The organism is Streptomyces flavusporus (assembly GCF_046267975.1).
Lineage (GTDB): Bacteria > Actinomycetota > Actinomycetes > Streptomycetales > Streptomycetaceae > Streptomyces > Streptomyces flavusporus.
In genome coordinates this window covers 9,193,464-9,217,521 of the sequence record NZ_CP176503.1, presented here as the reverse complement: position 1 = coordinate 9,217,521, position 24,058 = coordinate 9,193,464, and the positions used below count along the sequence as shown (strand labels likewise).

22 protein-coding genes and 3 pseudogenes are annotated in these 24,058 nt (G+C 70.4%); 11 read left to right on the top strand and 14 right to left on the bottom strand.

Going from position 1 to position 24,058, the window contains the following annotated elements; genetic code table 11:
• Complete coding sequence (locus tag ACKTSN_RS43445; RefSeq protein ID WP_409474092.1) at window positions 1-519, bottom strand: (2Fe-2S)-binding protein; 519 nt, start codon at window positions 517-519, stop codon at window positions 1-3.
• An 846-nt stretch (window positions 520-1,365) separates the two neighbouring features.
• Between ACKTSN_RS43445 and ACKTSN_RS43440 the strand changes: the two genes are divergently transcribed.
• From ACKTSN_RS43440 to ACKTSN_RS43430, 3 genes and pseudogenes are all read left to right on the top strand, one after another.
• On the top strand, window positions 1,366-2,388 hold the full coding sequence (locus tag ACKTSN_RS43440; protein ID WP_409474091.1) for a helix-turn-helix domain-containing protein: 1,023 nt from the start codon (window positions 1,366-1,368) through the stop codon (window positions 2,386-2,388).
• A gap of 398 nt (window positions 2,389-2,786) precedes the next feature.
• The gene (locus ACKTSN_RS43435; protein ID WP_409474090.1) at window positions 2,787-4,202 is read left to right on the top strand and encodes a low temperature requirement protein A; all 1,416 of its coding nucleotides are present in this window, start codon (window positions 2,787-2,789) and stop codon (window positions 4,200-4,202) included.
• Window positions 4,203-4,301, top strand: a pseudogene (locus ACKTSN_RS43430) (Atu4866 domain-containing protein); the annotation flags it as partial. It abuts the gene before it with no gap.
• Between the two features lie 97 nt (window positions 4,302-4,398).
• On the opposite strand, the pseudogene ACKTSN_RS43425 reads toward ACKTSN_RS43430, so the two are convergent.
• From ACKTSN_RS43425 to ACKTSN_RS43400, 6 genes and pseudogenes are all read right to left on the bottom strand, one after another.
• Window positions 4,399-4,581 (bottom strand): annotated as a pseudogene (locus ACKTSN_RS43425) (PAS domain-containing protein); the annotation flags it as partial.
• Between the two features lie 327 nt (window positions 4,582-4,908).
• Window positions 4,909-5,829, bottom strand: a complete 921-nt coding sequence (locus ACKTSN_RS43420; protein ID WP_409474089.1) for a helix-turn-helix domain-containing protein — start codon at window positions 5,827-5,829, stop codon at window positions 4,909-4,911.
• A gap of 43 nt (window positions 5,830-5,872) precedes the next feature.
• Complete coding sequence (locus ACKTSN_RS43415) at window positions 5,873-6,721, bottom strand: oxidoreductase (RefSeq protein ID WP_409474088.1); 849 nt, start codon at window positions 6,719-6,721, stop codon at window positions 5,873-5,875.
• A gap of 49 nt (window positions 6,722-6,770) precedes the next feature.
• Entirely contained in the window at window positions 6,771-8,036 is a 1,266-nt protein-coding gene (locus tag ACKTSN_RS43410) for an MFS transporter (protein WP_409474087.1), read from the bottom strand.
• Between the two features lie 167 nt (window positions 8,037-8,203).
• A complete protein-coding gene (locus tag ACKTSN_RS43405; protein ID WP_409474086.1) occupies window positions 8,204-8,782 on the bottom strand; it encodes an SGNH hydrolase domain-containing protein in 579 nt (192 codons plus the stop codon).
• A gap of 12 nt (window positions 8,783-8,794) precedes the next feature.
• Window positions 8,795-9,001: a hypothetical protein gene (locus ACKTSN_RS43400; protein WP_409474085.1), complete on the bottom strand. Its 207-nt coding sequence runs from the start codon at window positions 8,999-9,001 to the stop codon at window positions 8,795-8,797.
• 118 nt (window positions 9,002-9,119) lie between these two features.
• On the opposite strand from ACKTSN_RS43400, the pseudogene ACKTSN_RS43395 reads away from it, so the two are divergent.
• The 4 genes and pseudogenes from ACKTSN_RS43395 to ACKTSN_RS43380 form a co-directional block, all read left to right on the top strand.
• A pseudogene (locus tag ACKTSN_RS43395) lies at window positions 9,120-9,485 on the top strand (transposase family protein); the annotation flags it as partial.
• A 585-nt stretch (window positions 9,486-10,070) separates the two neighbouring features.
• Window positions 10,071-11,063 carry a dihydroxyacetone kinase subunit DhaK gene (dhaK, locus tag ACKTSN_RS43390; RefSeq protein WP_409474084.1) on the top strand — a complete coding sequence of 331 codons (993 nt, stop codon included), beginning with the start codon at window positions 10,071-10,073 and terminating at the stop codon, window positions 11,061-11,063.
• A 60-nt stretch (window positions 11,064-11,123) separates the two neighbouring features.
• Window positions 11,124-11,723, top strand: coding sequence for a dihydroxyacetone kinase subunit DhaL (dhaL, locus tag ACKTSN_RS43385; RefSeq protein ID WP_409474083.1), 600 nt, complete (start codon window positions 11,124-11,126; stop codon window positions 11,721-11,723).
• On the top strand, window positions 11,716-12,126 hold the full coding sequence (locus ACKTSN_RS43380; protein WP_409474082.1) for a PTS-dependent dihydroxyacetone kinase phosphotransferase subunit DhaM: 411 nt from the start codon (window positions 11,716-11,718) through the stop codon (window positions 12,124-12,126). Before dhaL ends, ACKTSN_RS43380 begins: the two co-directional genes overlap by 8 nt.
• Before the next feature lie 57 nt (window positions 12,127-12,183).
• On the opposite strand, the gene ACKTSN_RS43375 is transcribed toward ACKTSN_RS43380, so the two are convergent.
• Window positions 12,184-12,822, bottom strand: a complete 639-nt coding sequence (locus ACKTSN_RS43375) for a TetR/AcrR family transcriptional regulator (RefSeq protein ID WP_409474081.1) — start codon at window positions 12,820-12,822, stop codon at window positions 12,184-12,186.
• 131 nt (window positions 12,823-12,953) lie between these two features.
• On the opposite strand from ACKTSN_RS43375, the gene ACKTSN_RS43370 reads away from it, so the two are divergent.
• Window positions 12,954-13,715: an SDR family NAD(P)-dependent oxidoreductase gene (locus tag ACKTSN_RS43370; protein ID WP_409474080.1), complete on the top strand. Its 762-nt coding sequence runs from the start codon at window positions 12,954-12,956 to the stop codon at window positions 13,713-13,715.
• Window positions 13,716-13,722: 7 nt separating this feature from the next.
• On the opposite strand, the gene ACKTSN_RS43365 is transcribed toward ACKTSN_RS43370, so the two are convergent.
• The gene (locus ACKTSN_RS43365; protein WP_409474079.1) at window positions 13,723-14,433 is read right to left on the bottom strand and encodes a glycoside hydrolase family 75 protein; all 711 of its coding nucleotides are present in this window, start codon (window positions 14,431-14,433) and stop codon (window positions 13,723-13,725) included.
• A 369-nt stretch (window positions 14,434-14,802) separates the two neighbouring features.
• Here ACKTSN_RS43365 and ACKTSN_RS43360 point away from each other — a divergent pair, with 369 nt between their 5' ends.
• Entirely contained in the window at window positions 14,803-15,786 is a 984-nt protein-coding gene (locus tag ACKTSN_RS43360; RefSeq protein WP_409474078.1) for a fibronectin type III domain-containing protein, read from the top strand.
• A gap of 165 nt (window positions 15,787-15,951) precedes the next feature.
• Window positions 15,952-16,485, top strand: coding sequence for a hypothetical protein (locus tag ACKTSN_RS43355; RefSeq protein WP_409474077.1), 534 nt, complete (start codon window positions 15,952-15,954; stop codon window positions 16,483-16,485).
• A gap of 116 nt (window positions 16,486-16,601) precedes the next feature.
• On the opposite strand, the gene ACKTSN_RS43350 is transcribed toward ACKTSN_RS43355, so the two are convergent.
• The 4 genes from ACKTSN_RS43350 to ACKTSN_RS43335 form a co-directional block, all read right to left on the bottom strand.
• Window positions 16,602-17,153 carry a PadR family transcriptional regulator gene (locus ACKTSN_RS43350; RefSeq protein ID WP_409474076.1) on the bottom strand — a complete coding sequence of 184 codons (552 nt, stop codon included), beginning with the start codon at window positions 17,151-17,153 and terminating at the stop codon, window positions 16,602-16,604.
• A 29-nt stretch (window positions 17,154-17,182) separates the two neighbouring features.
• Window positions 17,183-19,198, bottom strand: a complete 2,016-nt coding sequence (locus tag ACKTSN_RS43345; protein WP_409474075.1) for an FAD-dependent oxidoreductase — start codon at window positions 19,196-19,198, stop codon at window positions 17,183-17,185.
• 87 nt (window positions 19,199-19,285) lie between these two features.
• Window positions 19,286-19,657 (bottom strand): hypothetical protein, encoded by a 372-nt coding sequence (locus ACKTSN_RS43340; protein ID WP_409474074.1) that lies wholly within the window; start codon window positions 19,655-19,657, stop codon window positions 19,286-19,288.
• A 131-nt stretch (window positions 19,658-19,788) separates the two neighbouring features.
• On the bottom strand, window positions 19,789-20,670 hold the full coding sequence (locus tag ACKTSN_RS43335; protein WP_409474073.1) for a hypothetical protein: 882 nt from the start codon (window positions 20,668-20,670) through the stop codon (window positions 19,789-19,791).
• Window positions 20,671-20,932: 262 nt separating this feature from the next.
• Here ACKTSN_RS43335 and ACKTSN_RS43330 point away from each other — a divergent pair, with 262 nt between their 5' ends.
• On the top strand, window positions 20,933-23,011 hold the full coding sequence (locus tag ACKTSN_RS43330) for a SpoIIE family protein phosphatase (RefSeq protein ID WP_409474072.1): 2,079 nt from the start codon (window positions 20,933-20,935) through the stop codon (window positions 23,009-23,011).
• A 13-nt stretch (window positions 23,012-23,024) separates the two neighbouring features.
• On the opposite strand, the gene ACKTSN_RS43325 is transcribed toward ACKTSN_RS43330, so the two are convergent.
• Window positions 23,025-23,981 (bottom strand): hypothetical protein, encoded by a 957-nt coding sequence (locus ACKTSN_RS43325; RefSeq protein ID WP_409474071.1) that lies wholly within the window; start codon window positions 23,979-23,981, stop codon window positions 23,025-23,027.
• Window positions 23,982-24,058: the final 77 nt, after the last annotated feature.

Below are 24,058 nucleotides of genomic sequence, written 5' to 3'. Positions count from 1 at the left end.
TCAACCCCCCGCCGCAACGTCGCGGATCGCTGCGCGAATGTTCGGATAGGCGCCACAGCGGCAGAGGTTGCCGCTCATGAACTCACGGATGTCCTCCTCCGAGTTCGCCCGTCCCTCGGCGATGAGCGAGACCGCCGACATGATCTGCCCCGGCGTGCAGTAGCCGCACTGGAACGCGTCATGCCGGGCGAACGCCGCCTGCACGGCATGCAGCTCCCCGCCGACCGACAGCGATTCCACCGTGGTGATCTCACGCCCCTCGTACTGCGCGGCCAGCGCCAGACACGACACCACACGCTTGCCGTCCACCAACACCGTGCAGGCCCCGCACGCACCCTGGTCACACCCCTTCTTGGCCCCGGTCAGGCCCAGGTGGTCACGCAGCGCGTCGAGCAGCGTGACCCGCGCATCGAGCCGGAGCCGGTGGAGTGTGCCGTTCACGTTCAGGGTGACGTCGACCTGGGGCACTTCCGGCGGTGACTGGCCGGTCGGGGGTGCCTCGGTTTCCATATGCTTCATGGCGCCTCAATTCTGAGTTTCCGGAGGGTTACTTGCCAGGCAAGGGAAATTCTTTGATTCTGGCCCTGCAGTCAGATGTTGCTGCTCAGCAAAAGCCGTACTCCGCCATCTTCTACAATTATGCCACTGAAGAGGAATGTCCGCCGTGCACCTAGGCGTGTGAGGTCTGTTTCACGGTTCTCGTGCTCGACGCGCCAGAAAATCGAACACGCGTCGGCGTCGTCCCAGGTCGTGGAGGTGGTAAGAAGTCGGCGACCCACGAGTCTGTTCAAGAGACGCAGGCCGCACCCCGCCGCACTGTCGCAGGCCGAACGCGTCCACGTCCGCAGGATCCGCTCAGGGGCATCCCGCCAGGGACGCTACGGATGCGAGTTCGTATAGGCAGCGGGACCCTGTCCTGTAGTACGCATTCCCGCCGCACCCTGCATCCGCGCGAGGCAGTCCCGATGATCGACGACCTCTCAGCCCCGATGCACCGAGTGCTGCACACCCTGCGTGTCGACGCCGACGCCCGGCTTTCCTCGAGCACCTGCTCCTCGCCCGCTGTCACGCCACCGACCCTCCGGACAGATCTAACGGCGTCCCGCCATTCCCACCACCAGTCCCACCAGTCCCGCAGAAGTCAGAACGCGCCTCGGACTGCCTCTTGAACAGAGCTGACGTTCGAGTAGAGACGCCTGCGGAGAGCACCCGCTCGACCTCGCCCGAGAGAGTTGGCATGCCTGTAGTTGATGACATAACCGTCAGGCGCGGAAGGGACGCGTTTGTCCCTGGGACGGCCACGTCCCTAGGTACGCCAGTACCCCCCTTCGCTGCCACGCGGCGGCCCCAATGAGCCGCAACACGATGCTCCGAGATTTCCTGCGCTCACGCCGTGCCCGGGTGACACCCGAGGAGGCGGGTCTGCCGCTCGGGCCTGGAGCGCGCCGTGTGCCCGGCCTTCGGCGGGAAGAGGTGGCCGACCTCGCCGGCATCAGCGTGGACTACTACGTCCGCTTCGAGCAGGGCCGTTGCCCCAACGTGTCAGACGCCTTGTTGGACTCGGTCGCCAGGATTCTGCGCCTCACCCCTGTCGAGCGAATTTACTTGTACGAGATCGCCCGGACGTCTGCCACCCACGCACCCAGGTGTGCCGACGACCAGCAGATCAGCGCCGGACTACGCCTGCTGCTCGAGAACCTTTCCACCCCGGCGTTCGTCCTCGGACGGCTACTCGACCTCCTCGCCATGAACGAGCCCGCGCACGCGCTGTTCCGCGGCTTGGGAGCCCGCGGAAACTACCTGCGCTGGCTGATCCTCGACGCTCCGGGCAAGGCACCGTACGCGGACTGGAACGTCGCAGCCCACGAGGCGATCGCCATGCTGCGCTTCGACGCCGCCCGCCATCCACACGATCCAGCCGTCGCCGCGCTCGTCGACGAGCTCACGGCGGTGAGTTCCGAATTCCGCCGAATCTGGGCCACCCATGAGGTTGAGCTCTGCAGGAACGGCCGACGTCGCTACCGCCATCCTCTGGTCGGCGAGATCGTGCTCCACAGCGAACGCCTTCACATTCCGAACGAACCTGATCAGACGCTCTTCACCTACAGCGTCGTCCCGGGCTCGCCCTCCGACGCAGGCCTTCGTCGGCTCACCCGTACCACCGATCCGGCCATCGCCACGAGTGCCGTAAGAACGGCCACGTCTGCCTCCCGGAAGACCGACTCCGTGGCCGGCCCGCCGAGCAGCACCCGTTCCGCGTCAGCCGCGCCACGGCTGGTGCCTGCGCCGCCGAGCGCGAGCCGGGAGGCGCGAGCGGTGCCGCTGCCGGCCTCGAGCGCGGCGGCGACCGACACCACTGACCTCGACTTACCGTGCCCAGGCCGGTGACGCAGTGATCAACGGAAAATCGTCCTCACGGAGCCTTCGGGGGCATGGCCGATCCGCTGGTTGTCGCGCTCTCATTGTTCAACAGCCCCAGACCTCTGGGGGAAATTCGCCCCTTCCGGGGCCTGAGGTAATGCGGGATGAGGGCCTTCCGGTCTCCGCTGCGGATGTGGCGATCCACGCTGCTCCAGAAGGCCCTCAGCCGTTTCGAGATGTCTCAGCGGAGATCCCTGTCGTCGATCTCCGTGGACGGAACACCCGGATGGTGATGTCCCAGGCCTCGGCCTGGCTCTGCTTCAGCATCTTCTCGATGAGCTCCGGTACCACGTTGCAGAATTGCTCGTGTCGCTGAGTACGATCCGCACCATCGCGTCGATCATCTCGGTGGGGTCGAGGCGACCGTGGTCATTGCCGAGCAGCGAGTCGAACCCAGCCGGCACGCCGATCTCACGCAGAAACGATCAGTTAATCTGGATGCCGCCAACTGCCAGGAGACCTTTGCCCTCAGCCACGGCGAGCAGGGTCAGGCGCGCTGTGGGCGTTTCTGCCGCCTCTTTCGATCGCAGGATTCGCCACCGGGTGCCCCGGCGGACGGCTGTCCGCTCGTACCGATGGGGGAAAGCGAACCGCCCATGGAAAGAACCGTACGGAACGAGACTTCCCTCGTTCCCAGGCGACTGTGGATTTCAGAGAGCACCCAGGGCCGGGTGACGCCGGCCGAGCTCTTCTTCGACTTGGTGTTCGTCTTCGTCGTCACCCAGGTCACCCACGCGGTGGAGAGCCATCCCGGGTGGGAGGGCCTCCTCAAGGGACTGTTCCCGATGGTCATCGTGTGGTGGATGTTCAGCGGGTTCGGATGGCTCACCAACGCGGTGCGGCCCGACGCGGTGCAGGTGCGCCTGCTGCTGATGCTTGCCATGACCGGCTTCTTCATCATGGGGCTGGATGTCCCCTACGCCTTCGCACCCGAGGGTTGGGCCTTCCCCTTGGCGTATCTGGCCGTCGTCGCCATCCACGGGATCGTCTATCTGACCGCCAATGTCCCGTCGGCGCGGCAGGCCATCCTGCGCAACATGCCGTTCAACGCCGCGGCCGGCCTCCTCGTACTCGTCGCCCCGTACCTGCCGGAAGCATGGGGCTGGGTGTGCTGGGCCGCCGCTGTGCTGGTCCTGTACCTCTCGCCCTTCCTGGGCCGCATCCGCGGCTTCGTCCTCGAGCCGCATCACTTCGTGGAGCGGCATGCACTGCTGCTGATGGTGGTTCTGGGTGAGTCGGTGGTCGCCATCGGGTTCGGCGCCGAGGGATCGGAGAGCCACGCGGTGGATATACCCCTGGCCCTCGGCGTGGTGTTGGGGATCGCCGTGGCGTCGGGCCTGTGGTGGGTGTACTTCGACGGTGACGAAAGCCGGGCCGACGCCGAGTTCGAGAAGGCCACCGAGCACCGTCGCCAGATGCTCGCCTACTACGCATTCACCGGCGCACACCTCGTGATGATCGTCGGCATCATCCTGGTCGCCGCGGGGATCACCGACGCCATTCACCACTTCGACGGTCATGCACACCGGTGGTGGCTGGGCTGCGGCACAGCGCTGTTCCTCCTGGGCCACGCGGCCTACCGGGGCCTGCTGGGAAGCGGACGGCTTACCGACCGCCTGGTGGGGGCCGTGTGCGCGGTGCCGCTGGGAGCGACGGCGTCCATCGCCGGCTGGATCGGCATGACCCTGGTTGTGGTCGTCCTGGCGGCCATCGCCACCGTCGACCACCGCCTGGCGTCACAAAGGACCCAAGCCTCTCAGACGGCCCTGAGTACTGGCTGACACATCGACTACGTCGACAACCCCGCCTTCACCGCCACGAGAGACGTCCGCGACGGGATGCTCTACCACGAGCACCTGACCCTCTACCGGACGCCCTGAGCGCCGGCGCGCACTGCCCCGCGTGCCGCGGCGAGGTGAAGGATCCGGGCGAAGGGCTCGGAAGCGGCCCTCGCTCTTGTGACCGATTGGGATCGGCGCCGGCCAGCAGGTCCAGTACCGGGCGCCCCAGCATTGCATCCGCCGGGCAGCCCAGCAGCCCTTCGGCCTCCGAGCTCCACCCGACCACCGTGCCCCGCTGGTCGATAAGGATGTGGGCTTTGTTTTCCGCCGGGACTCCACCATGGGGACCACTGCGCTTGGTGGCGTGAGATGCACCCATAGTCATCAGCTTTCACTCGCCTCAGAACTCGGTACGCCCTCAGTGTCCTCCGAGACGCTCGCGCGCGGCATCGGAGCCCACTGCTGGTCGTGGACTCGTTGAGCTGCTCAACCAAGTCCGAGGGGCGCGATTCCTCACCGAATCTGCTGGGTGCCCTCATAGAGCAGGGGGAAGGCGGGAAGCAGGCAGCGGGAGACGTTGCCGAACATCTGCCGGCTGCCCAGGATCAGGGCGAAGGTGAGGAGCGTATAGACGAACAGCGTTGGGGAGCAGGGTGTCGCACACCCTGCTCCCCAAGTGTTTCGGCCCGGCCGTCCCGCTGATGCGCTACGCCCCGTCCTTGGATTCCCCCGCCGCAGGTGCTGCCCCGGGCCGCCGGGGGGATCCTGCCGCCTCCGTCGGCCGGGCGGGGAGCTCGGTAGCGGCCCAGCCCGCCAGGAAGGTCAGGGCCTGTGTGCTGGGCGAGTGCGGTTCCGCCGTGTAGACGAGCAGGCTCTGGTCCGTGGAGCCCCGCACATCCAGCACCTGGAAGTCCAGGCTCAGTTCCCCGGCGATCGCGTGGACGAACTCCTTGCGGCCATGCCGCTGGGCCCGCACCCTGTGGTCGGACCACCATCGGCGGAAGTCGGGGTCCTTCAAGGACAGTTCCCCGACGAGACGGGCGAGTTCGGGATCGTTCGGGTAACGGCCGGCGTCCATGCGGAGGTAGGCGACACACTCCTGGGCCACTTGCTCCCAGTTCGCGTACAGCCCCCGGACCTCGGGATCGAGGAAGGTGAGCCATATGTGGTTGCGCCGCTTGGCCGGCAGCCTGGAGTAGTCGGTGAACAGCGCGGCGCTCAGTTTGTTCCACGCCAGGATGTCCATGCGGCGTCCGAGCACGAGTGCCGGGACGTTCACCATGCTGTCCAGGAGGACCTGGGTTGCATGCGATACCTGCTGGTTTCTCGGTGCGGCCGGCTTCGCCCGGTCGGAGATGCCGGCTTCGGCCGCGCACCGCAGCAGGTATTCCTCCTCGTCGGGGCGCAGCTCAAGCGCCCGGGCCAGGGCCGTGAGGATGGCGGGCGAGGCGGACTTCACGCGGCCTTGTTCCAGCCTCACGATGTAGTCCACGCTGACGCCGGCCAGCGACGCGAGTTCCTCACGCCGCAGTCCCGGCACCCGGCGGTGCCCGGACGTGGGCAGCCCCACCTGCTCCGCACTGACCCGGGCGCGGCATGCGCGCAGGTATTCACCGAGTTCTGTCACGGCAGCCTCCTTCTCGTTCGATCCCTGCGCGTCATACGGCGGGTCAGATGCTGACCGTCACGTCGTCATGGTCCGTGGACAGGGCCAGTTCCCGCCAGGTGTCGGTCTCCTCGCGAAGCTGGGCGATCTTACGGTCCATGGCCGAGGCGCAGTCGCTGCCGAGCTGGACGCGCAGCGGCGGGTTGGCGGCGTCGGCCAGGGCGAGGATGGCCGTGGCTCCCTTGACCGGGTCACCGGGCTGGGCGTGGTTGAGTCCGGGGACGGCCTGGCGCACCGCGCCGGCGGTGTCGGCGTAGTCGGAGATGATCCGGCCCTCTGTGAGCAGGCTGGTGGCGTCGAGGAAGTCGGTGCGGAAGTATCCCGGCTCGACAATCGTGACCTGGATCCCCAGCGGCGCCAGTTCCGCGCGCATGGCCTCGGACAGGCCCTCCACGGCGAACTTGGTCGAGCAGTAGACGCCGAAGCCCGCCACGCTCTCGAAGCCCCCGATGGAACTCAGGTTGAGAACGCGGCCCGACCGCTGTCGGCGCATGACCGGCAGTACGGCGCGGGTGACGTTGGCCAGACCGAAGACGTTGGTGTCGTAGACCGAGCGGAACGCTGCGTCGGTGGTTTCCTCCACCGCGCCCAGCACACCGCGTCCTGCGTTGTTGACGAGGATGTCGATCGTTCCGAACTTCTCGACGGCTGCCTCGATGGCTTCGCGGGCCTGCGCCTCGTCGGTGACGTCCAGGGCGACAGCGAGCAAGCTGTCCCCGTACTGGGAGAGCGCGTCCTGTACGCCCTTCGGATTGCGGGCCGTCGCCACGACCTTGTCGCCCCGCTCCAGTGCCTGGCGTGCGATCTCCAGGCCGAAACCGCGGGACGCGCCAGTGATGAACCAAGTGGTCATGCTACTACCTCTCATTTGTTCGATGTTAGAAAAATCGGGTTGGATGTAGCTATTGCTTCCGGAGCTCGGCCCGGCCCGAGCGGACAGCAATGACCCCTGCTGCTACGGCCAGCAGTGCCACGAGCAGTCCGAACCCCGAGAAGGCGGCGGCGACGCCGAAGCGGGAAGCAGCGGCGCCCAGAACGACCACCGGCACACTCACCGCCAGGTAGGCCAGGGCGAAGAACCCCGGCAGGAGCTGGGGGTAGCCCTTGGCGATCATCGCCGCCGTCACGGTGCTGGTGGACCCCATGAAGGTCAGGCCGAAGCCCGCACCGGTGATCGCCGCGCCGGAGAAGAACAACAGGGCGTGGGCGGTGTCGTAGCCGATCACGGACACCCCGACCCCGGCGACGAGCAGCGCGCACCCCGTCACCGATGCCGCCCGGTCCCCGAGCCTGCGCAGCAGCATCGGAGCGATGCCGCCGCAGCCCTGCACCACGAGGATGACCAGCGAGGACAGTGCCCTGTCGGTGGTGTGCAGCAGGCCGGCGACCAGGTCGACCCCCAGTGCCAGGTACAGGCCGACGACCGCCCAGCCGGCCGTCACGATGGGGGCCACCCGGAGCAGGATCCCGCGCGGCTCCGCACCCAGCCGCAGCACCCGGGGGCGCCAGGGCCTGAGCCGTTCGGGCGCGATCTGCCAGGCGGGAATCGCCCGCACCAGGGCGAGACCGCCGAGGGACAGGACGGTCAGCACGACGAACGGGGTGACCAGCGGTGCGGGAGCGAACTGGACGGCGAGGCCGGAGAACACCGCGCCCAGCGCGATGCCTGTCGAGGTCGCCGCGCTGTTGGCCGCCGCCGCTGCCTGGTGACTGCGGTCCCGGTGAAGGTCGGCCAGGGCCGAGCCCGCGCTGCTGGTGAGCAACCCGACCGCGACGCCCTGGATCAGGCGAGCCAGGCACAGCGCCCACGCCCCCGTGGCAAGCAGGAACGTCAGAAAGCTGACGACGACAGTGGCCAGCGCCATCACGATCGTCCGCTGAGTACCCAGGTGCTCGGCCAGGTCCCCGGCGACCAGCAGGGTCAGGATCGCGCCGACGGCGTAGCAGGCGTAGACGATCGTCGACGTGGTCGTGCCGAAGTGCCATTGCTGCTGGTAGAGACCGTACAGCGGAGACGGCGCGCTGCTGGCGGCCATGACCACGAAGACGATCGCGACCACGGTCTTGAAGTGCCAGGGGCGGTGTTGCCGGTGATGCTGGGCGGTAGGGCGCCGGTGCTCCCGGAGCTCGGGGGCAGCCGACTTGTCGGCGATCATCAGTCTTGCCATCTTTCGACGGGAATCCGGCGTCGGCGGCAGAGGTGGCTTTCCTCTGCGAAGGGCGCCTTGCGGGATCCATCGTCGTGGCGGAGTGCCTGGGCATACAGGGAGGCCTTTTCCTGGGCAGCCGTCCCTAGGAAAGCCAGTACCAGGCAGACGAGCGGGCTGCTCCAGGGCTACCCGCCGAGCATCCACAGTTTCCGCAGCTCCTGGCGCAGCACCGGGGTCAGCGCCTCGGCGTAGGGATCCACCACATGGCTCTCGTCGCGGTAGACGAACGTGTCGCCTACGACCCGGGGGCACCTGCCCGACCCGGGGCACAGCCAGGGCTTCGGGTCGACCACGGCGGCACTGGCACGACGGGCGCCCTGCCGGTTGGCCTCCCGGCGGGTGGGGTCCTTGATCGCGTCGCGCTGGTCCTGCTCGCAGTCTTGCAGCTGCAGCGGGTAACTCGACACGCACTCGACGGCATCGTTCTTCGGCCACGGATTGTCGAGCAGTACGACCCCGTGGTCCGCAGCGCCGACCAGCCGCCGGTAGACGGGTCCATAGCCCGCCGCCCAGTCCTGCAGCAGGTCTTTGAGCTCCTTCGCCGACTCGCCCGCCTCGGAGGAGGAGACCACGACCAGCATCGGCTGCAGGCGCGAGATCCGCTCCAGTGCCTTGTTGCGCCAGGTGTCGCACGCCTTGTACGGACGATGGTTGTCGACGATCGTGATGTCGGCGGTCTTGCAGGACGCCTTCGTCAACGACACCAACTTCCACTCCTACGGCCGGCTCAGCCTCTCCACCGCCGGGAACCACTGCGTGGCATGCGAGTCCCCGTACAGTACGACGACCTTGTCGGAGGACCGGTCACCGTAGGCGCAGGCGGGCGACACGGTGGCGGCGTAGTTGACGTGACAGCTGTCGCGGTAGACGGCCGACCGCTGCTTCTTGATGTCGGGGAGTGACGGGGACAGGTTGCGGGGCACGCCGGTTGCGGCCGTGGTGATGAGTTCGGCCGGCCGGGCCTGCGGGTCCTGTGCCGTCGTGAGGACCTCGTCCAGTTTGGGGGCGCGGACGGTGGTACTGATCGACGGGGGGAAGGACGTGACCGACCCAGCCGAACGGCTGCTGTGGATCTCGCCCGCGCTGCCAGGCCGCGCCCACGATCTCACCGCGGCCCGCACCCACCGGATCATCCGGATCTGTGAACGCCAGGGCGTCCCGGTCCTCGCCGGCCGCGTCTGCATGGGAGCCGGCCCGTGGGTGACGACACCCCTCAGACGTCCGCCGGGCCGCGACCTCACGCCGACCCAGCGCTCCGTCAACCGCGCGCTGTCCGCGGCACGGGCACCGGTCGAGCGCGGGGTCGCACGGCTGAAGTCGTGGCGGATCTTCCGCAGGGCCCGGTGCAGCCCGAATCGCATGTCGTCAATCTCCGCCGCCGTCCTCACCCTGGAGCGGCAACGCTGAAACGGCTCACTGGCTTGGAGTTCCGGCACGAATGATCCGTGCGTCGCCTCCCTGGCCGCGAAGGTAGCGTCGGTGGTCTACCCCGGCTCGGGTACCAACCCTCTCCCGCAGTGGGTGCCGATCTTCTGGGCCGCCCCTCTTCTTGGCCTGCCGAATCGCCACAGTGCCATCACCCTTCAGCTCGGTGAACACGCCCTCTGACGCGTTGCTGGCGTCCGCCGGGGCCTCGTCAGCGCTGCCCTTGAGGGCTTCTCCCTCTGGTGGGCGATGCCGTTCTTGGGCAGCGCCGAGCCGCCGGTGGTGGTCATCTTCTCTTCCCTGCCTGTGCACAGCTTGCCGCTCCTCGGGAGCCGACAGCGTGACCTTCGCTGCCGCAAGGCCGATACTGCCGTCAACAGGAGCTGCAGTCGTCCGACAACCGATCACCCGCAGGACCTGACGGGCCGTCACCGAAGTCAGCATCAGTACCGTCAGGACCCGCCCCGGACCGTCACGAACCGCCAAGATCGAAAACTGGCCTTATGTGCTCTGACCTCGGGAAACACAGGTACAGGGCCCGCCTGCTAATCTCTTCAGGAGGTACCCGTGAAGATGCTCATCAACGTCCCGGAGACCGTCGTCGCCGATGCACTGCGGGGCCTGGCGGCGGCGCATCCCGAGCTGACCGTCGACGTGGAGAACCGGGTGATCGTACGGCGGGACGCGCCCGTCGCCGGGAAGGTGGCGCTCGTCTCCGGCGGCGGCTCGGGGCACGAGCCGCTGCACGGCGGGTTCGTCGGGCCCGGCATGCTGTCGGCGGCCTGCCCCGGGGAGGTCTTCACGTCGCCGGTGCCGGACCAGATGCTGCGGGCGGCGGCGGCCGTGGACAGCGGGGCCGGGGTGCTGTTCGTCGTGAAGAACTACACCGGTGACGTGCTCAACTTCGACATGGCGGCCGAGCTCGCCGAGGACGAGGGCATCCAGGTCGCCAAGGTGCTGGTCAACGACGACGTGGCGGTCACCGACAGCCTCTACACGGCCGGGCGGCGCGGGACGGGCGCGACGCTGTTCGTGGAGAAGATCGCCGGGGCCGCCGCCGAGGAGGGCCAGCCGCTGGAGCGGGTCGAGGCGATCGCCCGGCAGGTCAACGAGGCCTCCCGCAGCTTCGGCGTGGCGCTGAGCGCGTGCACGACGCCCGCGAAGGGCACCCCCACCTTCGATCTGCCGCCCGGCGAGCTGGAGTTGGGCATCGGTATCCACGGGGAGCCCGGGCGGGAGCGGCGGGCGATGATGACCTCGCGGGAGATCGCCGACTTCGCGGTGCACGTGGTCCTGGAGGACCTCGCGCCGCGCAATCCCGTCCTGGTCCTGGTCAACGGCATGGGGGCGACCCCGCTGCTGGAGCTGTACGGCTTCAACGCCGAGGTGCAGCGGGTGCTGGCCGAGCGCGGGGTCGCCGTCGCCCGCACCCTCGTCGGCAACTACGTCACCTCCCTCGACATGGCGGGTGCCTCGGTCACCCTCTGTCAGATCGACGAGGAACTGCTGCGGCTGTGGGACGCGCCGGTGCGGACGCCGGGCCTGCGGTGGGGTGTGTGACCGGGCGTTCCAGGTGATCGACGTACCTACCACGCCGTACCTACCACGCAAGGAGATCCAGTGCTCGACGCCGACTTCTTCCGCCGTTGGATGACGGCGACCGCCGCATCCGTGGACCGCGAGGCGGAACGGCTCACGGCCCTCGACTCCCCCATCGGGGACGCCGACCACGGCAGCAATCTCCAGCGCGGCTTCACCGCAGTGATCGCGGCGCTGGAGAAGGAGGCCCCGGACACGCCCGGTGCGATCCTGGTGCTGGCCGGGCGGCAGCTCATCTCGACGGTCGGCGGTGCCTCCGGGCCGCTGTACGGCACGCTGCTGCGGCGGACCGGCAAGGCGCTCGGGGACGCGGCCGAGGTCGGCGAGGAACAGCTCGCCGAGGCGCTGCGGGCGGGCGTGGACGCGGTGATGCAGCTCGGTGGCGCCACGCCCGGCGACAAGACGATGATCGATGCGCTGGTGCCGGCGGTGGATGCGCTCGGTGACTCGTTCGGCGCGGCACGGGCCGCCGCCGAGCAGGGCGCCCTGGCGACGACTCCGTTGCAGGCCCGCAAGGGCCGGGCGAGCTATCTCGGTGAGCGCAGCATCGGGCACCAGGACCCGGGCGCCACTTCGTCGGCGCTGCTCATCGCGGGGCTCGTGGAGGCCGCCGATGAGTGACGCGAAGCTGGTCGGGATCGTGCTGGTGTCGCACAGCGCGCAGGTGGCCGCGTCCGTTGCCGAGCTGGCGAAGGCGCTGTCGGGCGGCGGCACGGCAGTGCCCGTCGCCCCGGCCGGCGGCACCGAGGGCGGTGAGCTCGGTACCAGCGCGGAGCTGATCTCCGCCGCTGCCGCGTCCGTGGACCGCGGCGCCGGGGTCGCCGTCCTCGCCGACCTCGGCAGTGCCGTACTCACCGTGAAGGCGCTCCTCGCCGAGGGCGACGAACTCCCCACCGGCACCCGCCTGGTGGACGCGCCGTTCGTCGAGGGCGCCATCGCCGCGGTCGTCACAGCGGCCACCGGAGCCGACCTCGACGCGGTGGCGGCGGCGGCCGGGGAGGCGTACACATACCGGAAGGTGTGACGCGCACACGCAGAGGCGCACCCACGCGCGTGTCCCTCCCCACCGGCGGCAGGACGGTCAGGTGACCCCCTCCGCCGCCATCGCAACAGCCGAGCGCACGGCGTCGGCCAGTTCGGTCTGCGTCGTGTGGCGGTCGGTGTCCGCGTCGGCGGTGCGCCAGGCGTGGTGCTCGACCGCGGCGCGCAGGGCGGCGTTGAGCATCGCCGCCTGGATGGCCGGCCGCAGGTCGTCGGCGGGCAGCCCGGCCCGGTCGGCGAGGGCGTGGGCGAAGGCCGGCTCGGCCTCGTCGTAGGTCTGCAGCCACACCGCGCGCAGGCCCGGCTCCGTCCGGGTCAGACGTACCAGTGCCCCCAGCGTGGCGCCTTCGGTCCCGGTCACCCGCTCCTGCTCGGTGCTGAACGCCCGCTCCAGGGCCGCCACGAGGGGCTGCCCGGGCCGCCAGTCGCGCAGGCATTCGGCGATCAGGTCGATGCCGGCGGAGAACAGGGGACGTACGCAGTTCTCCTTGCTCGGGAAGTACCGCCACACGGTTCGCGCCGAGACGCCGACGGCCTGCCCGATCTGCTCGCCGGTGGTCGCGGTGACCCCCTGGCGCACGAACAGGTCGACCGCCGCCCGGGCGATCTCCAGCCGGATCTCGGCCTTGCGTTCCTCGGTCAGGGGCGGTCGGCCCGTCCGTCCGCGGGCTGCGGTCATCTGTTCCTCCGGCGCCGGTGATCGGTCCTCCGGAATTCTCCACCAAGATTTTCTGTCACTCACAGACAATAAGTCGTACGGTGGATCCGCACCGGGCCCGCACCCCTCCCCTCACCCCTAGGAGCACCCCCATGGCCACTGGACTGGACGGCCGCAGCGTCATCGTCACCGGAGCGGGCTCGGGCATCGGGCGCGCCGCCGCCCTGGCCTTCGCCGGGGAAGGGGCCCGGGTCGTGGTGGCGGATCTCAACGCCGAGGGCGCGGACACGACCGTCAAGGAGATCGGGCAGGCGGGCGGCACGGCCGTCGCCGTCACGGGCGACCTGAGCGAGCAGGCCGTGGTGGACCGGGTCACGCAGACCGCGGTCGAGCGCTTCGGCGGGGTGGATGTCCTGGTGAACAACGCCGGGATCATGGATCGGATGTCGGCGCTCGCGGACGTCAGTGACGCGGAGTGGGAGCGGGTCATACGGGTCAACCTCACCGCGCCCTTTCTGCTCACCCGGACTGTGCTGCCGCACATGCTCGCGGCCGGCCGGGGCGCGATCGTCAGCACCGCCTCCGAGGCCGGTCTGCGGGGCAGCGCCGCGGGCGCCGCGTACACGGCGTCCAAGCACGGGGTGGTGGGCCTGACGAAGTCCCTCGCCGTGATGTACCGCAAGCAGGGCATCCGGGCGAACGCCGTCGCGCCGGGCGGCACGCGGACCGGCATCGTCGTGGAGGCCGAGGCCGACGCCCACGGGCCCGCGGCCCTCGGCCCGCACTTCGTCAACGTCGGCCGGCTGGCCCGGCCCGAGGAGCAGGCCGCCGCGATCGTGTTCCTCGCCTCGGACGCGGCGAGCAACATCAACGGGGCGATCCTGCCCGTCGACGACGGCCGGTCGGCCGTCTGACGGCAGCTCAGGAGCCCTCGACGAACTGCCGCGCCAGCCGCTCCCCTTCCGAGACTGCGGCCTCGTGGCTCTCGATGGGCGAGGCCTGGGAGTCCTTGAAGACGATGTAGGTGACACCGGAGTCCGTGCCGCCGCTTCGCGGGTCGGGCGGAATGCCGAGCGCCGCGGCGGTGGCGTACGACGCCTCGCCGATGATGTCGGCCGGCCCGGTGTCACCGACGACCGCGTACTGCACCTGGTCGCGGTAGACGACGGCGACCACCGATCCGCCGCGTACGCCGTGGTCGCGGTAGTTCCAGATGCCGCTCGGCATGGGCACGACGACGTAGGGCAGGCGCTCGGCGTCCAAGTAGCGTCCGTCGGACTGCTGGAAGGCCGTACTGGGCAGGAAGTACGGGTCGGTGACGCTGTTGCAGTGGGTGCCGGGGCTGCCGTCGCAGTCGATGTCCATGTCCGCCTTCCAGAAGACGGCATCGCCTGTGCCGCAGACGGGGACGGTGGCCGGGGTGTCGCGGTCGGTGCGGTAGCGGCCGTTCGAGACGGGGGTGCAGTCGCTCACCTTGGCCAGCAGGTCGGCGGCCGTCACGGCGCCTTCGTGCGGCACGGTCGTCCGCTGGTGCCGTATGGCGAAGTCCGGATCGGGGTGGATGGGGGAGGGCACGGTCGAGGCGAGCAGGGCGGCGCCTGCCGCGGCCAGCGTGAAGTACTGGACACGCACGATAAGAGCCTCTCTGCTGGGGGACACTGAGGGACATTCGGCCCCAATCTGCTGCCGATGCGATCACACTGCCACCCGAAGAGGCCGGAAACGGCACGCGCGCCCCGAATCGTCCACCAGGGGCCGGGCGCCCGAGCCGGTGTCGGCTCCGGCCGCCCGGCCGCCCGTGCCGGCGCGGGATCAGCGACGACAGCGGTCCGCGCCATCGGCATGAACTCCCCACTCCTCAGGGAGAGTTCAGCCGCGAGGAACTTCAGCATACGTAACCGCGCGGCATGCCCGGCACCCGCCGCCCTCTTGATGTGATCGCACCAGCCGCGCCATATTGGTCCGAACCATTGCCGTCACTCCGTCAGCGGAGGCCCAGAGGTGCGACGCGTCCCCGTTTCCGCTGCCCTCGTCTGTGGCACGCTGCTGCTGGTCTCCTCCTGCGGCGCGGGCGGCACGGGAGCGGCCGACGACGGCAGGCTGCCCGGGGCGCCGACGGGGGTGACCGCCACAGCAGGGAGCGCGACGAGCGTCCATGTGATGTGGAACGCGGTGTCCTCCGACATCAGCTCCTACGAGTTGTACCGGAACGCCACTAAGGTCAAGGAGGTGCCCGGCTCCGAGCACATGGCCGACGTCACCCGCCTCACCCCGTCGACGACATACGTCTTCACCGTGCGGGCGCGCGACACGGACGGACGGCTCGGGCCGCGCAGCCGCGGGGTCCAGGCCACCACCCCCGCCGCCGGCCCGGTCGACCGCTCCGCCCCGTCGCGGCCCGGCGCGGCGCAGGGACGGGCCGTCGGCAGCCGGGCCGTCCAGTTGTCGTGGGCCGCCTCGACGGACGATCGTGGAGTGGCCTCGTACGACATCCATCAGGGCGCCACGAAGATCCACAGCGTGAGCGGGGCGCAGACCACGACCGTGGTGACCGGGCTCAGACCCGGCACCCGCTACTCCTTCACCGTCCGCGCGCGGGACGCGGCCGGCCATGTCTCGTCCGCGAGCCGGGTCGTCCGGCTCACCACCGCGCCGGGCACGGACGACGGGCGCGGCACTGCGCCCACCGGGTTCCGGGCGACGACCCGGCGCGCCGACGGGGCGTACCACATCGACCTGTCCTGGGTGCCGCCCGAGGCCGACGGAGTGATCACGGAGTACCAGGTCCACCTCGACGGCCGTCCGGCCACCTCCCTCGTCTGGGGCGGGACGGCGCCGCGCGACCGGGCGACGTACAGCTTCTACCTGGGCCGGGAGACCGGGGTGACCCATCGGGTGCGGATCCGGGCCAGGCTCCCGGACGGCACCTGGGGCGGCTTCTCGGCGGAGCGGACGGTCACGACGGGCGCTGCCGCAAGGCCGTGAGCCACCCGCCTGAGCCGGATGGTGGATTACGTCACCTGCCCGGGGGATGCCCGCATGCGGGACGGGCCGGGGCCACGTTGGCTGCCACTGAGGCAGCACGGGCGTTTCCCGACCCCAGGCGGCGCAAGGGATGTACCGCCAACCGTGCCGCCGGAGGACAGTCCCATGCCTACTTCTCAGCCACTTCTCCGCACCGGGCTGACCGCAGCCGCCGCCGCACTGCCGCTGGCCCTGGCCGCCGGACCGGCCGTCGCGGTCAACGGGATCTCGGTGAGCACGGTCGGCTCGACGGTCTCGGTGACGACCAGCGCGTGCACCCAGATCAACGGCAGCTGGGGCACCGCCTCGCTCCTCAACAGCAACCAGGCGACCTTCGCCCAGGGCCGCCAGGTGTCGCTGTCGGGCTCGAGCGGTCTGCAGTCCGCGGCCTGGTCGAACGTCAGCCCCGGTACGTACACCGTCATCGTCATGTGCTCGAACAACAACACCGCCGGCACCCAGTCCGTCATCGTCTCCTCCAGCTCCACGCCCACGATCTCGACGACGTCCTCGCCGTCGCGCGGTGTGGTCGGCGGGGTCGGCGGCTCGACCAGGGACTACGGCACCATCACCCTGGTGGCGGGCGGGGCGCTGGTGGGCACCGGTGTCATCGCAGCGGCCTGGTTCCTGCGCCGCCGCTCGAAGCCCTACCGGCTCTAGGACCTGTCCGGCGGATCATGCCGCAGACGCGGGGCTTGGCACGCCCATCTGCGCTCATAGGGCGCCGCCGATTTCCTGCGACCTGATCCGCCGGACAGGCCCTAGCACGCCCGCGCTCACTTCGTGTCGCGGCCCGGCAGTTCGGCGAACTCCGCCAGCGCGTGTTCGAGCCATTGCGTCCAGAAGGTCTCCAGGTCGATGCCCGCCCGCAGCACGAGGTGCTGGAGCCGGTCCTGGGCGCTGTCCTTGCCGGGCGGGAAGTCGCGCTGCTCGATCTTCTCGTACTCGGCCAACTGCCGTCGGTGCAGGTCGAGATGGCGGCGCAGATCGGCTTCCAGCCCTGCGGTGCCGACCATGGCCGCGGCGCGCAGCCGCAGCAGCAGTGTGTCGCGGTGCGGCTTGGGGTCCTGCGCGGCGGCGGTCCAGCGGGCCAGTTCGGCGCGGCCCGCGGGCAGAACCTCGTAGCTCTTCTTCTGCCCGCGGACCGGCTGCTCGGCCGGCAGGGCCCGGATCAGACCTTCGGCCTCCAGTTTTCCCAGCTCGCGATAGATCTGCTGATGCGTCGCCGACCAGAAGTAGCCGATCGACCTGTCGAACCGGCGGGTCAGCTCCAGCCCCGAGGACGGCTTTTCGAGCAAGGCGGTGAGAATCGCGTGCGGGAGTGACATGGGGGTCATCCTAGGGACGCCCCCGGGACCTACAGCGTGGCCGCCAGCTCGGTGCCCTGCTTGATGGCGCGCTTGGCGTCCAGTTCGGCGGCCACGTCGGCACCGCCGATGAGGTGCACGCTGCGACCTGCCGCGAGCAGCTCCTCGTAGAGGTCCCGCCGCGGCTCCTGGCCGGTGCACAGCACGATGGTGTCGACCTCCAGCACGGTGCTGGTGTCGCCGACGGTGATATGCAGACCGGCGTCGTCGATGCGGTCGTAGCGCACGCCCGGGACCATGCTGACGCCGCGGTGCTTGAGCTCGGTGCGGTGGATCCAGCCGGTGGTCTTGCCCAGGCCCGCGCCGACCTTGGTGGTCTTGCGCTGGAGCAGGTGGACGGTGCGCGGCGGCACGGGCCGCTCGGGCGCGGCGAGGCCGCCGGGCCCGTCATAGGTCATGTCGACGCCCCAGTGGCGGAAGTACGTCGCCGGGTCCTCGTGCGCCTTGTCGCCGCCGTCGGTGAGGAACTCGGCGACGTCGAAGCCGATGCCGCCCGCGCCGAGGATCGCGACGCGCTCGCCGACGGGGGCACCGTCGCGCAGCACGTCGAGGTAGCCGAGGACGCTCGGGTGGTCGACGCCGGGGATGTCGGGGGTGCGCGGGGTGACGCCGGTGGCGACGACGACCTCCTCGTACTCGGCGAGATCGTCGGAGGTCACCCGCGTGTTCAGCCGTACGGCCACGCCGTGCGCGTCGAGCTGGTGGCGGAAGTAGCGCAGCGTCTCGTCGAACTCCTGCTTGCCGGGGACCCTGCGGGCGACGTTGAGCTGCCCGCCGATCTCGCTCGCCGCGTCGTACAGCGTGACGTCGTGGCCGCGTTCGGCCGCGCTGACGGCACAGGCGAGGCCGGCGGGGCCTGCGCCGACGACGGCGACGCGCTTGCGCCGCCGGGTCGGGGAGAGCACCAGCTCGGTTTCGTGGCAGGCGCGCGGGTTGACCAGACAGGAGGTGATCCTGCCGCTGAAGGTGTGGTCGAGGCAGGCCTGGTTGCAGCCGATGCAGGTGTTGATGGCCTCGGGGCGGCCGGCCGCCGCCTTGGCGACGAAGTCGGGGTCGGCGAGCATCGGGCGGGCCACCGACACCATGTCGGCGCAGCCGTCGGCGAGCAACTCCTCGGCGAGCTCGGGGGTGTTGATGCGGTTGGTGGTCACGAGCGGGACCGACACCTCGCCCATCAGCCGCTTGGTGACCCAGGTGTACGCGCCGCGCGGCACGGAGGTGGCGATGGTCGGGATCCGTGCCTCGTGCCAGCCGATGCCGGTGTTGATGATGGTCGCTCCGGCGGCCTCGACGGCCTTCGCGAGAGTGATCACCTCGTCGAGGGTGGAGCCGCCGGGCACGAGGTCCAGCATGGACAGCCGGTAGATGACGATGAAGTCCTCGCCGACCGCCTCGCGCACCCGCCGGACGATCTCGACCGGGAAGCGCATGCGGTTCTCGTACGAGCCGCCCCAGCGGTCGGTGCGGTGGTTGGTCTGCGCGGCGATGAACTCGTTGATGAGGTAGCCCTCGGAGCCCATGATCTCGACGCCGTCGTAGCCGGCCTGCCGGGCGAGGCGGGCGGCTCGGGCGTAGTCGTCGATGGTCCGCTCGACGTCGTCGTCGGTGAGCTCACGGGGCGGGAAGGGGCTGATCGGGGCCTGGACGGGGCTGGGTGCGACGAGGTTCTGGTGGTAGGCGTACCGCCCGAAGTGCAGGATCTGCATCGCGATCCGGCCGCCCTCGCGGTGGACGGCCTCGGTGATGCCCCGATGCTGCTCGGCCTCCGCGTCGGTGGTGAGCTTCGCGCCGCCCTCGTACGGCCGCCCGTCCTCGTTGGGTGCGATACCGCCGGTGACGATCAGGCCCACTCCCCCGCGCGCCCGGGCGGCGTAGAACTCCGCCATGCGCTCGAAGCCGCGCTCGGCCTCCTCCAGGCCGACGTGCATGGAGCCCATCAGGACGCGGTTGGGCAGGGTGGTGAAGCCCAGGTCGAGCGGGCTCAGCAGGTGCGGGTAACGGCTCATGGCCCCTCCGTGCGCGGTGTCGTGCCCGTAGTTGTAGAGCACCGCGCACGGTTTATGCAACTAGTTGCACAACAAGGGAGAGCCAGGTCACCTGCTTTCCAGCCGTACGTGCAGTTCCCGCTCCTGGTCGCCGGAGGCCGTGCAGAGGTCGCGCACCGTGAACAGGTCGTTCAGAGTGGTGCGGAAGCGGTCGATGGCCCAGTAGCCGCCCTGCACGTCGGCCTCCACGGAGGACGTGAGCCGGCCGGCCGGGCGGGCGCCCTCGTGCGGTTCGGAGACGTCGAACGTGCCCAGCCACACCGTCGGCCGGGTCTGGTGCCACTCCTGCGGCACGTCGTCGGAGCACCGGTCCGAGTCGAAGCACGCGCACAGCGCGTCGAACACGATCCGGGCGTCCTCCTTGCTGCATCCGCTGATCTCCACCGAGACCGACTCCGGGTGCAGTCGCTCGCTGTCCATCGTGATCGCTCCTCTCGTGGCCGCGCTGCGGTACCGCAGCGAGTTCCCCCGCGACACCGCGCCGCACTCCAAGAAAACCACCACATTCCGGGACGCACAGCCCCGAGAGGAGCGTCGCTCGGTCCGACGGGTCAGCTCTTCGTGAAGCGGTACGTCACGCTGTCCGTCAGGATGCAGAAGCCCGGCGACAGGACGATCACGCGCAGGGTGCCGGTGCGGCGGTCGTAGTCGATGCCCTCCGTCTCGAACGTGCCAGAGCAGCCACTGCGCAACGGCAGCTGCCGCAGCGCCGTGACATGGCCGGTCACGTCGGCCGTGCCGTTCGGCTCGGCCGACAGGTCGATCTGGAGCAGCGGCTTGGTGATGCCGAAGAGCGTGCCGGCCGGGTCGTCGGAGGAGCACAGCAGGCGGGTGGCGCTCACGAAGTCGCAGCCCTGCACGTCACGCACGGCGTGGTCGAGGTGGACGGTGGAGGCCTGCGGGAGGTTCGCCGCCGGGGAGGTGCCCGGGTTGACGCCCGGGGTCGGGAAGACCAGCAGACGGTTCATGGTGCCCCACTCGCCCGCGAGCATCCACTGTCCGCCCGGCGAGACGGCGACCCAGGAGTTGTTCAGCGCCTCCCCGGCACTGAGCGTGTGCACGTACTCCGACCAGGTGCCGCCGGGGGCCTGCACCCGGAACATCTTCGTGGTGCCCGAGTCCCGCTGGTACGGCTCGATGTAGAAGCCCCCGTAGGAGGCGTCGGGGTCGCCGACGTGGTTCCAGCCGCGGCTGCCGACACCGGCGGGGATGGTGCCGATTCCCGTGTAGCGGTTGGGGCTTCCGGCCGGGACCTCGACGGAGGTCAGGCCCTGGCTCTCGGTCAGCGGATCGGCGCGGTCGGAGCCGGCCTCGATCCAGGCGTCGGCGGCCGTGGCGGACGGGGCGGCGGACAGGACGGCGGCAGTGGCGAGAGCGAAGGCGGCGAGGCCGGTCAGGGCGGCATGACAACGTTGCCGGGTGCGCAGGGGCATGGTCGGCTCCTCGATCGGGGGGGTGGGGGCGCGCTCGGCGCATCAGTGTGGCCCGATCAGGTAGTCATGTACAGACCAATGAAGAAACGCGATCCGTCGGCTCGGCGACCGCTCCCTGGCGCTTCGCCGGACGACAACGGTCGTGTTGAGGGATGGTGGAGAAGGGCCGTCGTGGCGTAAGAGAGATGGTTGAGCGCGGTACAACGAGCAAGTCGGCACGGGGGACCGCGTGCCGGGAGGATGGGCGAAGGCGGTGCGTGCGATGGGTGCAACCGGGCCTCCCGTGGCCGACGGGACAGAACCGGGCCGCGGGTCGTTGGGGCCCAGCGGCCTGCTCGACGTGCTGGGCGTGGCCTCGGTGGTGCTCGACGCCGAGGGCCGGATCATGCTGTGGAGCCCCCAGGCGGAGGAACTGTTCGGTTATTCGGCGCAGGAGGCGCTCGGCCGGTACGCGGCCCGGGTGCTGGTCCACGAGCAGCACGTCGGCCTGGTCAAGAAGCTGTTCGCCGACGTGATGGCCACCGGCCAGGGCTGGGCCGGGGCCTTCCCCATCCGGCGCAAGGACGGCACCACCCGGCTGGTGGAGTTCCGCAACATGCGGCTGCTCGACGACCGGGGGCACGTGTACGCCCTGGGGCTCGCCGCCGACCAGACGACCGTGCGCAGCCTGGAGCAGGACGTGGCGCTGTCGACACGGATGATCTCGCAGTCGCCGATCGGGCTGGCCGTCCTGGACACCCGTCTGCGGTACGTGACCGTCAACCCGGCGCTGGAGCGGATCAACGGCATCCCCGCCGAGGAGCACACCGGCCGGACGATCCGTGAGGTGCTGCCCCTCGTCGAGATCGACACCCTGGAGTCCGCGGCCCGCCGGGTCCTGGAGACCGGCCGGCCGCTCGTCGATCACTCCACCGTCGGCCGCACCCCGGCCGACCCTGACGAGGACCATGCCTGGTCGGTGTCGCTGTACCGGCTGGAGGACTCGCTCGGCACGGTGCTGGGCGTGGCCCTGTCGATCGAGGACGTCACCGAGAAGTACCGGGCGGGCGTCGAGGCGGAGTCCGCGCGACGGCGCCTGGCGCTCATCGCCGACGCGTCCGCCCGGATCGGCACCACGCTGGACCTGGACCGCACCGCCCGGGAACTCGCCGACGTCGCCGTGCCGGAGCTCGCCGACATCGCGGCCGTGGACCTGCTGGACGCGGTGGTGGGCGGCCGCCGCCGCAACCTCGGCCCCGCCGAGCCGGCGGTGATCCGCGCCCTGGCCGTCAAGGCGAACGACGCGCCGGACGCCCTGCATGCGGCCGACCCGCCCGGGCAGGTGGCCCGCTACGGCCCCGACCGCCTCGTCACGGAGTGCGTGCGCACGAGCCGGCCCGTCATGGTGGCGCAGGTCAAGGACGAGGACCTGCCGCGCATCGCCCGCTCCCCGGAGGCGGCGGCGCTGCTGGCCCGCGCCGGCGTCCACTCGTACCTGGCCGTCCCGCTCATCGCGCGCGGCGAGGTGCTGGGCGCCCTCGACCTCAAACGCACCGGCAATCCGCTGCCCTTCAGCGAGGACGACCTCCTGCTCGCCCGTGAGCTGGCCTCCCGCGCGGCCGTGCAGATCGACAACGCCCGCTGGTACCAGAACGCCCGCGACACCGCCCTGATGCTCCAGCGCAGCCTGCTGCCCAGCCACCCGTCCGTCACCGGCGGCCTCGAAGTCGCCTCCCGCTACCAGCCCGCCGGCGCCACCACCGAGGTCGGCGGCGACTGGTTCGACGTCATCCCACTGGACGGCGGCAAGACCGCCCTCGTCGTGGGCGACGTGATGGGCAGCGGCATCACCGCCGCGGCGACGATGGGCCGGCTGCGGACCGCCACCAACACGCTGGCCTCGCTGGACCTCGATCCGGCACGGCTGCTGGAACACCTCGACCGGATCACCGAGAGCCTGGACCACTCCATCGCCACCTGCCTCTACGCCGTCCACGACCCCCGGCTTCACCAGTGCCGGATCGCCAACGCCGGCCATCTGCCGCCCGCCCGCATCCGCGTCGGCTCACGCCCGGAGCTGCTCGACCTGCCGACCGGGGCGCCGCTCGGCGTGGGCGGCGTCGAGTTCTCCACCACCGTCTTCGACCTCGGCCCCGGCGACGAACTCGTCCTCTACACCGACGGCCTCGTCGAGACCCGCCGGCACTCCCTGGACGAACGCCTCGCCACCATGCTCGGCCTCCTCGACGACCCGACCCGCCCCCTGGAGGAGGTCTGCGACCTGCTCGTCCGCACACTGCACCACCCCGACAACCACGACGACGTGGCCGTACTCATCGCCCGCGCACAGCCGGAGAACTGACGCCGACCGCTCGTCAACTCCAGCTCGGCGACGGCCCGTGCGGGCCTCCGTACGGCAGGGGCCGGCCCGTGGCGGCGTCCAGCAGGACGCGATCGCCGACCGGCCGGTCCAGTGTCACGGTCACTTCCCTGCCGAGCAGTTGTGCGGTGCAGGGGCCGTCCGTGCCCCCGGCGACGGAGCCGGACAGCACCACGCTGCCGTCCGTCTCCAGCACATGGACGACCGGGCCGTCGTCGCAGGCGCCGTGGTTGCCGATCACGGTGACGGACCGGCCGTCGCCGGCCACCTCGACCAGGCCGCGCAGCTCCCACAGTTCGCCGCTTGGCGACCCCGCGGCCGGCCCGATCGGCGGCCTGGGGAGCTTCGACGGGCCGACGGCGACGCTCTTGAGCGGGGTGTCGTAGCCCTCCAGGGTGAACAGCCAGGCCGGGACGGTCGCCGGGCCGCGGCTGGTGGCCAGCGTCATACGGCCCAACCGCCCCCCGGCCACGGTGAGGTGCGGTCCGTCATTGGCGCCGTGGGCGAACCTCTCGTACGCACCCCGCGCCCCCATCAGGGGCCGGGTCAGCGAGCCGCCGCTGTCCCACGTCACCCGTCCGTTGCGCTCCGGCGCGACGGGAAGGCGGCCGCGCAGGACGAAGTTCTGGGTCGCGTAGGCACGTTCGTCGGCCTTGTCATGGAAGCCGCCCTCGGGCAACTCGACCGCCTCGCCCATCGGGTGGTAACCGGCGCGCCACGCCTCGGCGGCCTTCGACCCGTCCCAGGCGTCGGCCACCCGGCGGGCACGGGCCGCGGCCTCGGGAGCCTGCCCGGTGGCGCGCACCTTGTCTCCCGAGCCACCGGGTTCCTCGCTTCCGCAGCCCGCGAGGGCGCCGGTTCCGGCGGTGAAAAGGGCCAGTCCGACGAGCAGTTGGACAGTGCGCGCGGACCTCGTGCGGGTGGTCGTGATGGGGCTGGTCTTCCTACGCATGGGCCCTCCCCGGGGACGAAGGTGTGGAGTCTGTGGGTGTGGGCCGGAGCCCGTACCGTTCCTGTGACGCCCGGGCC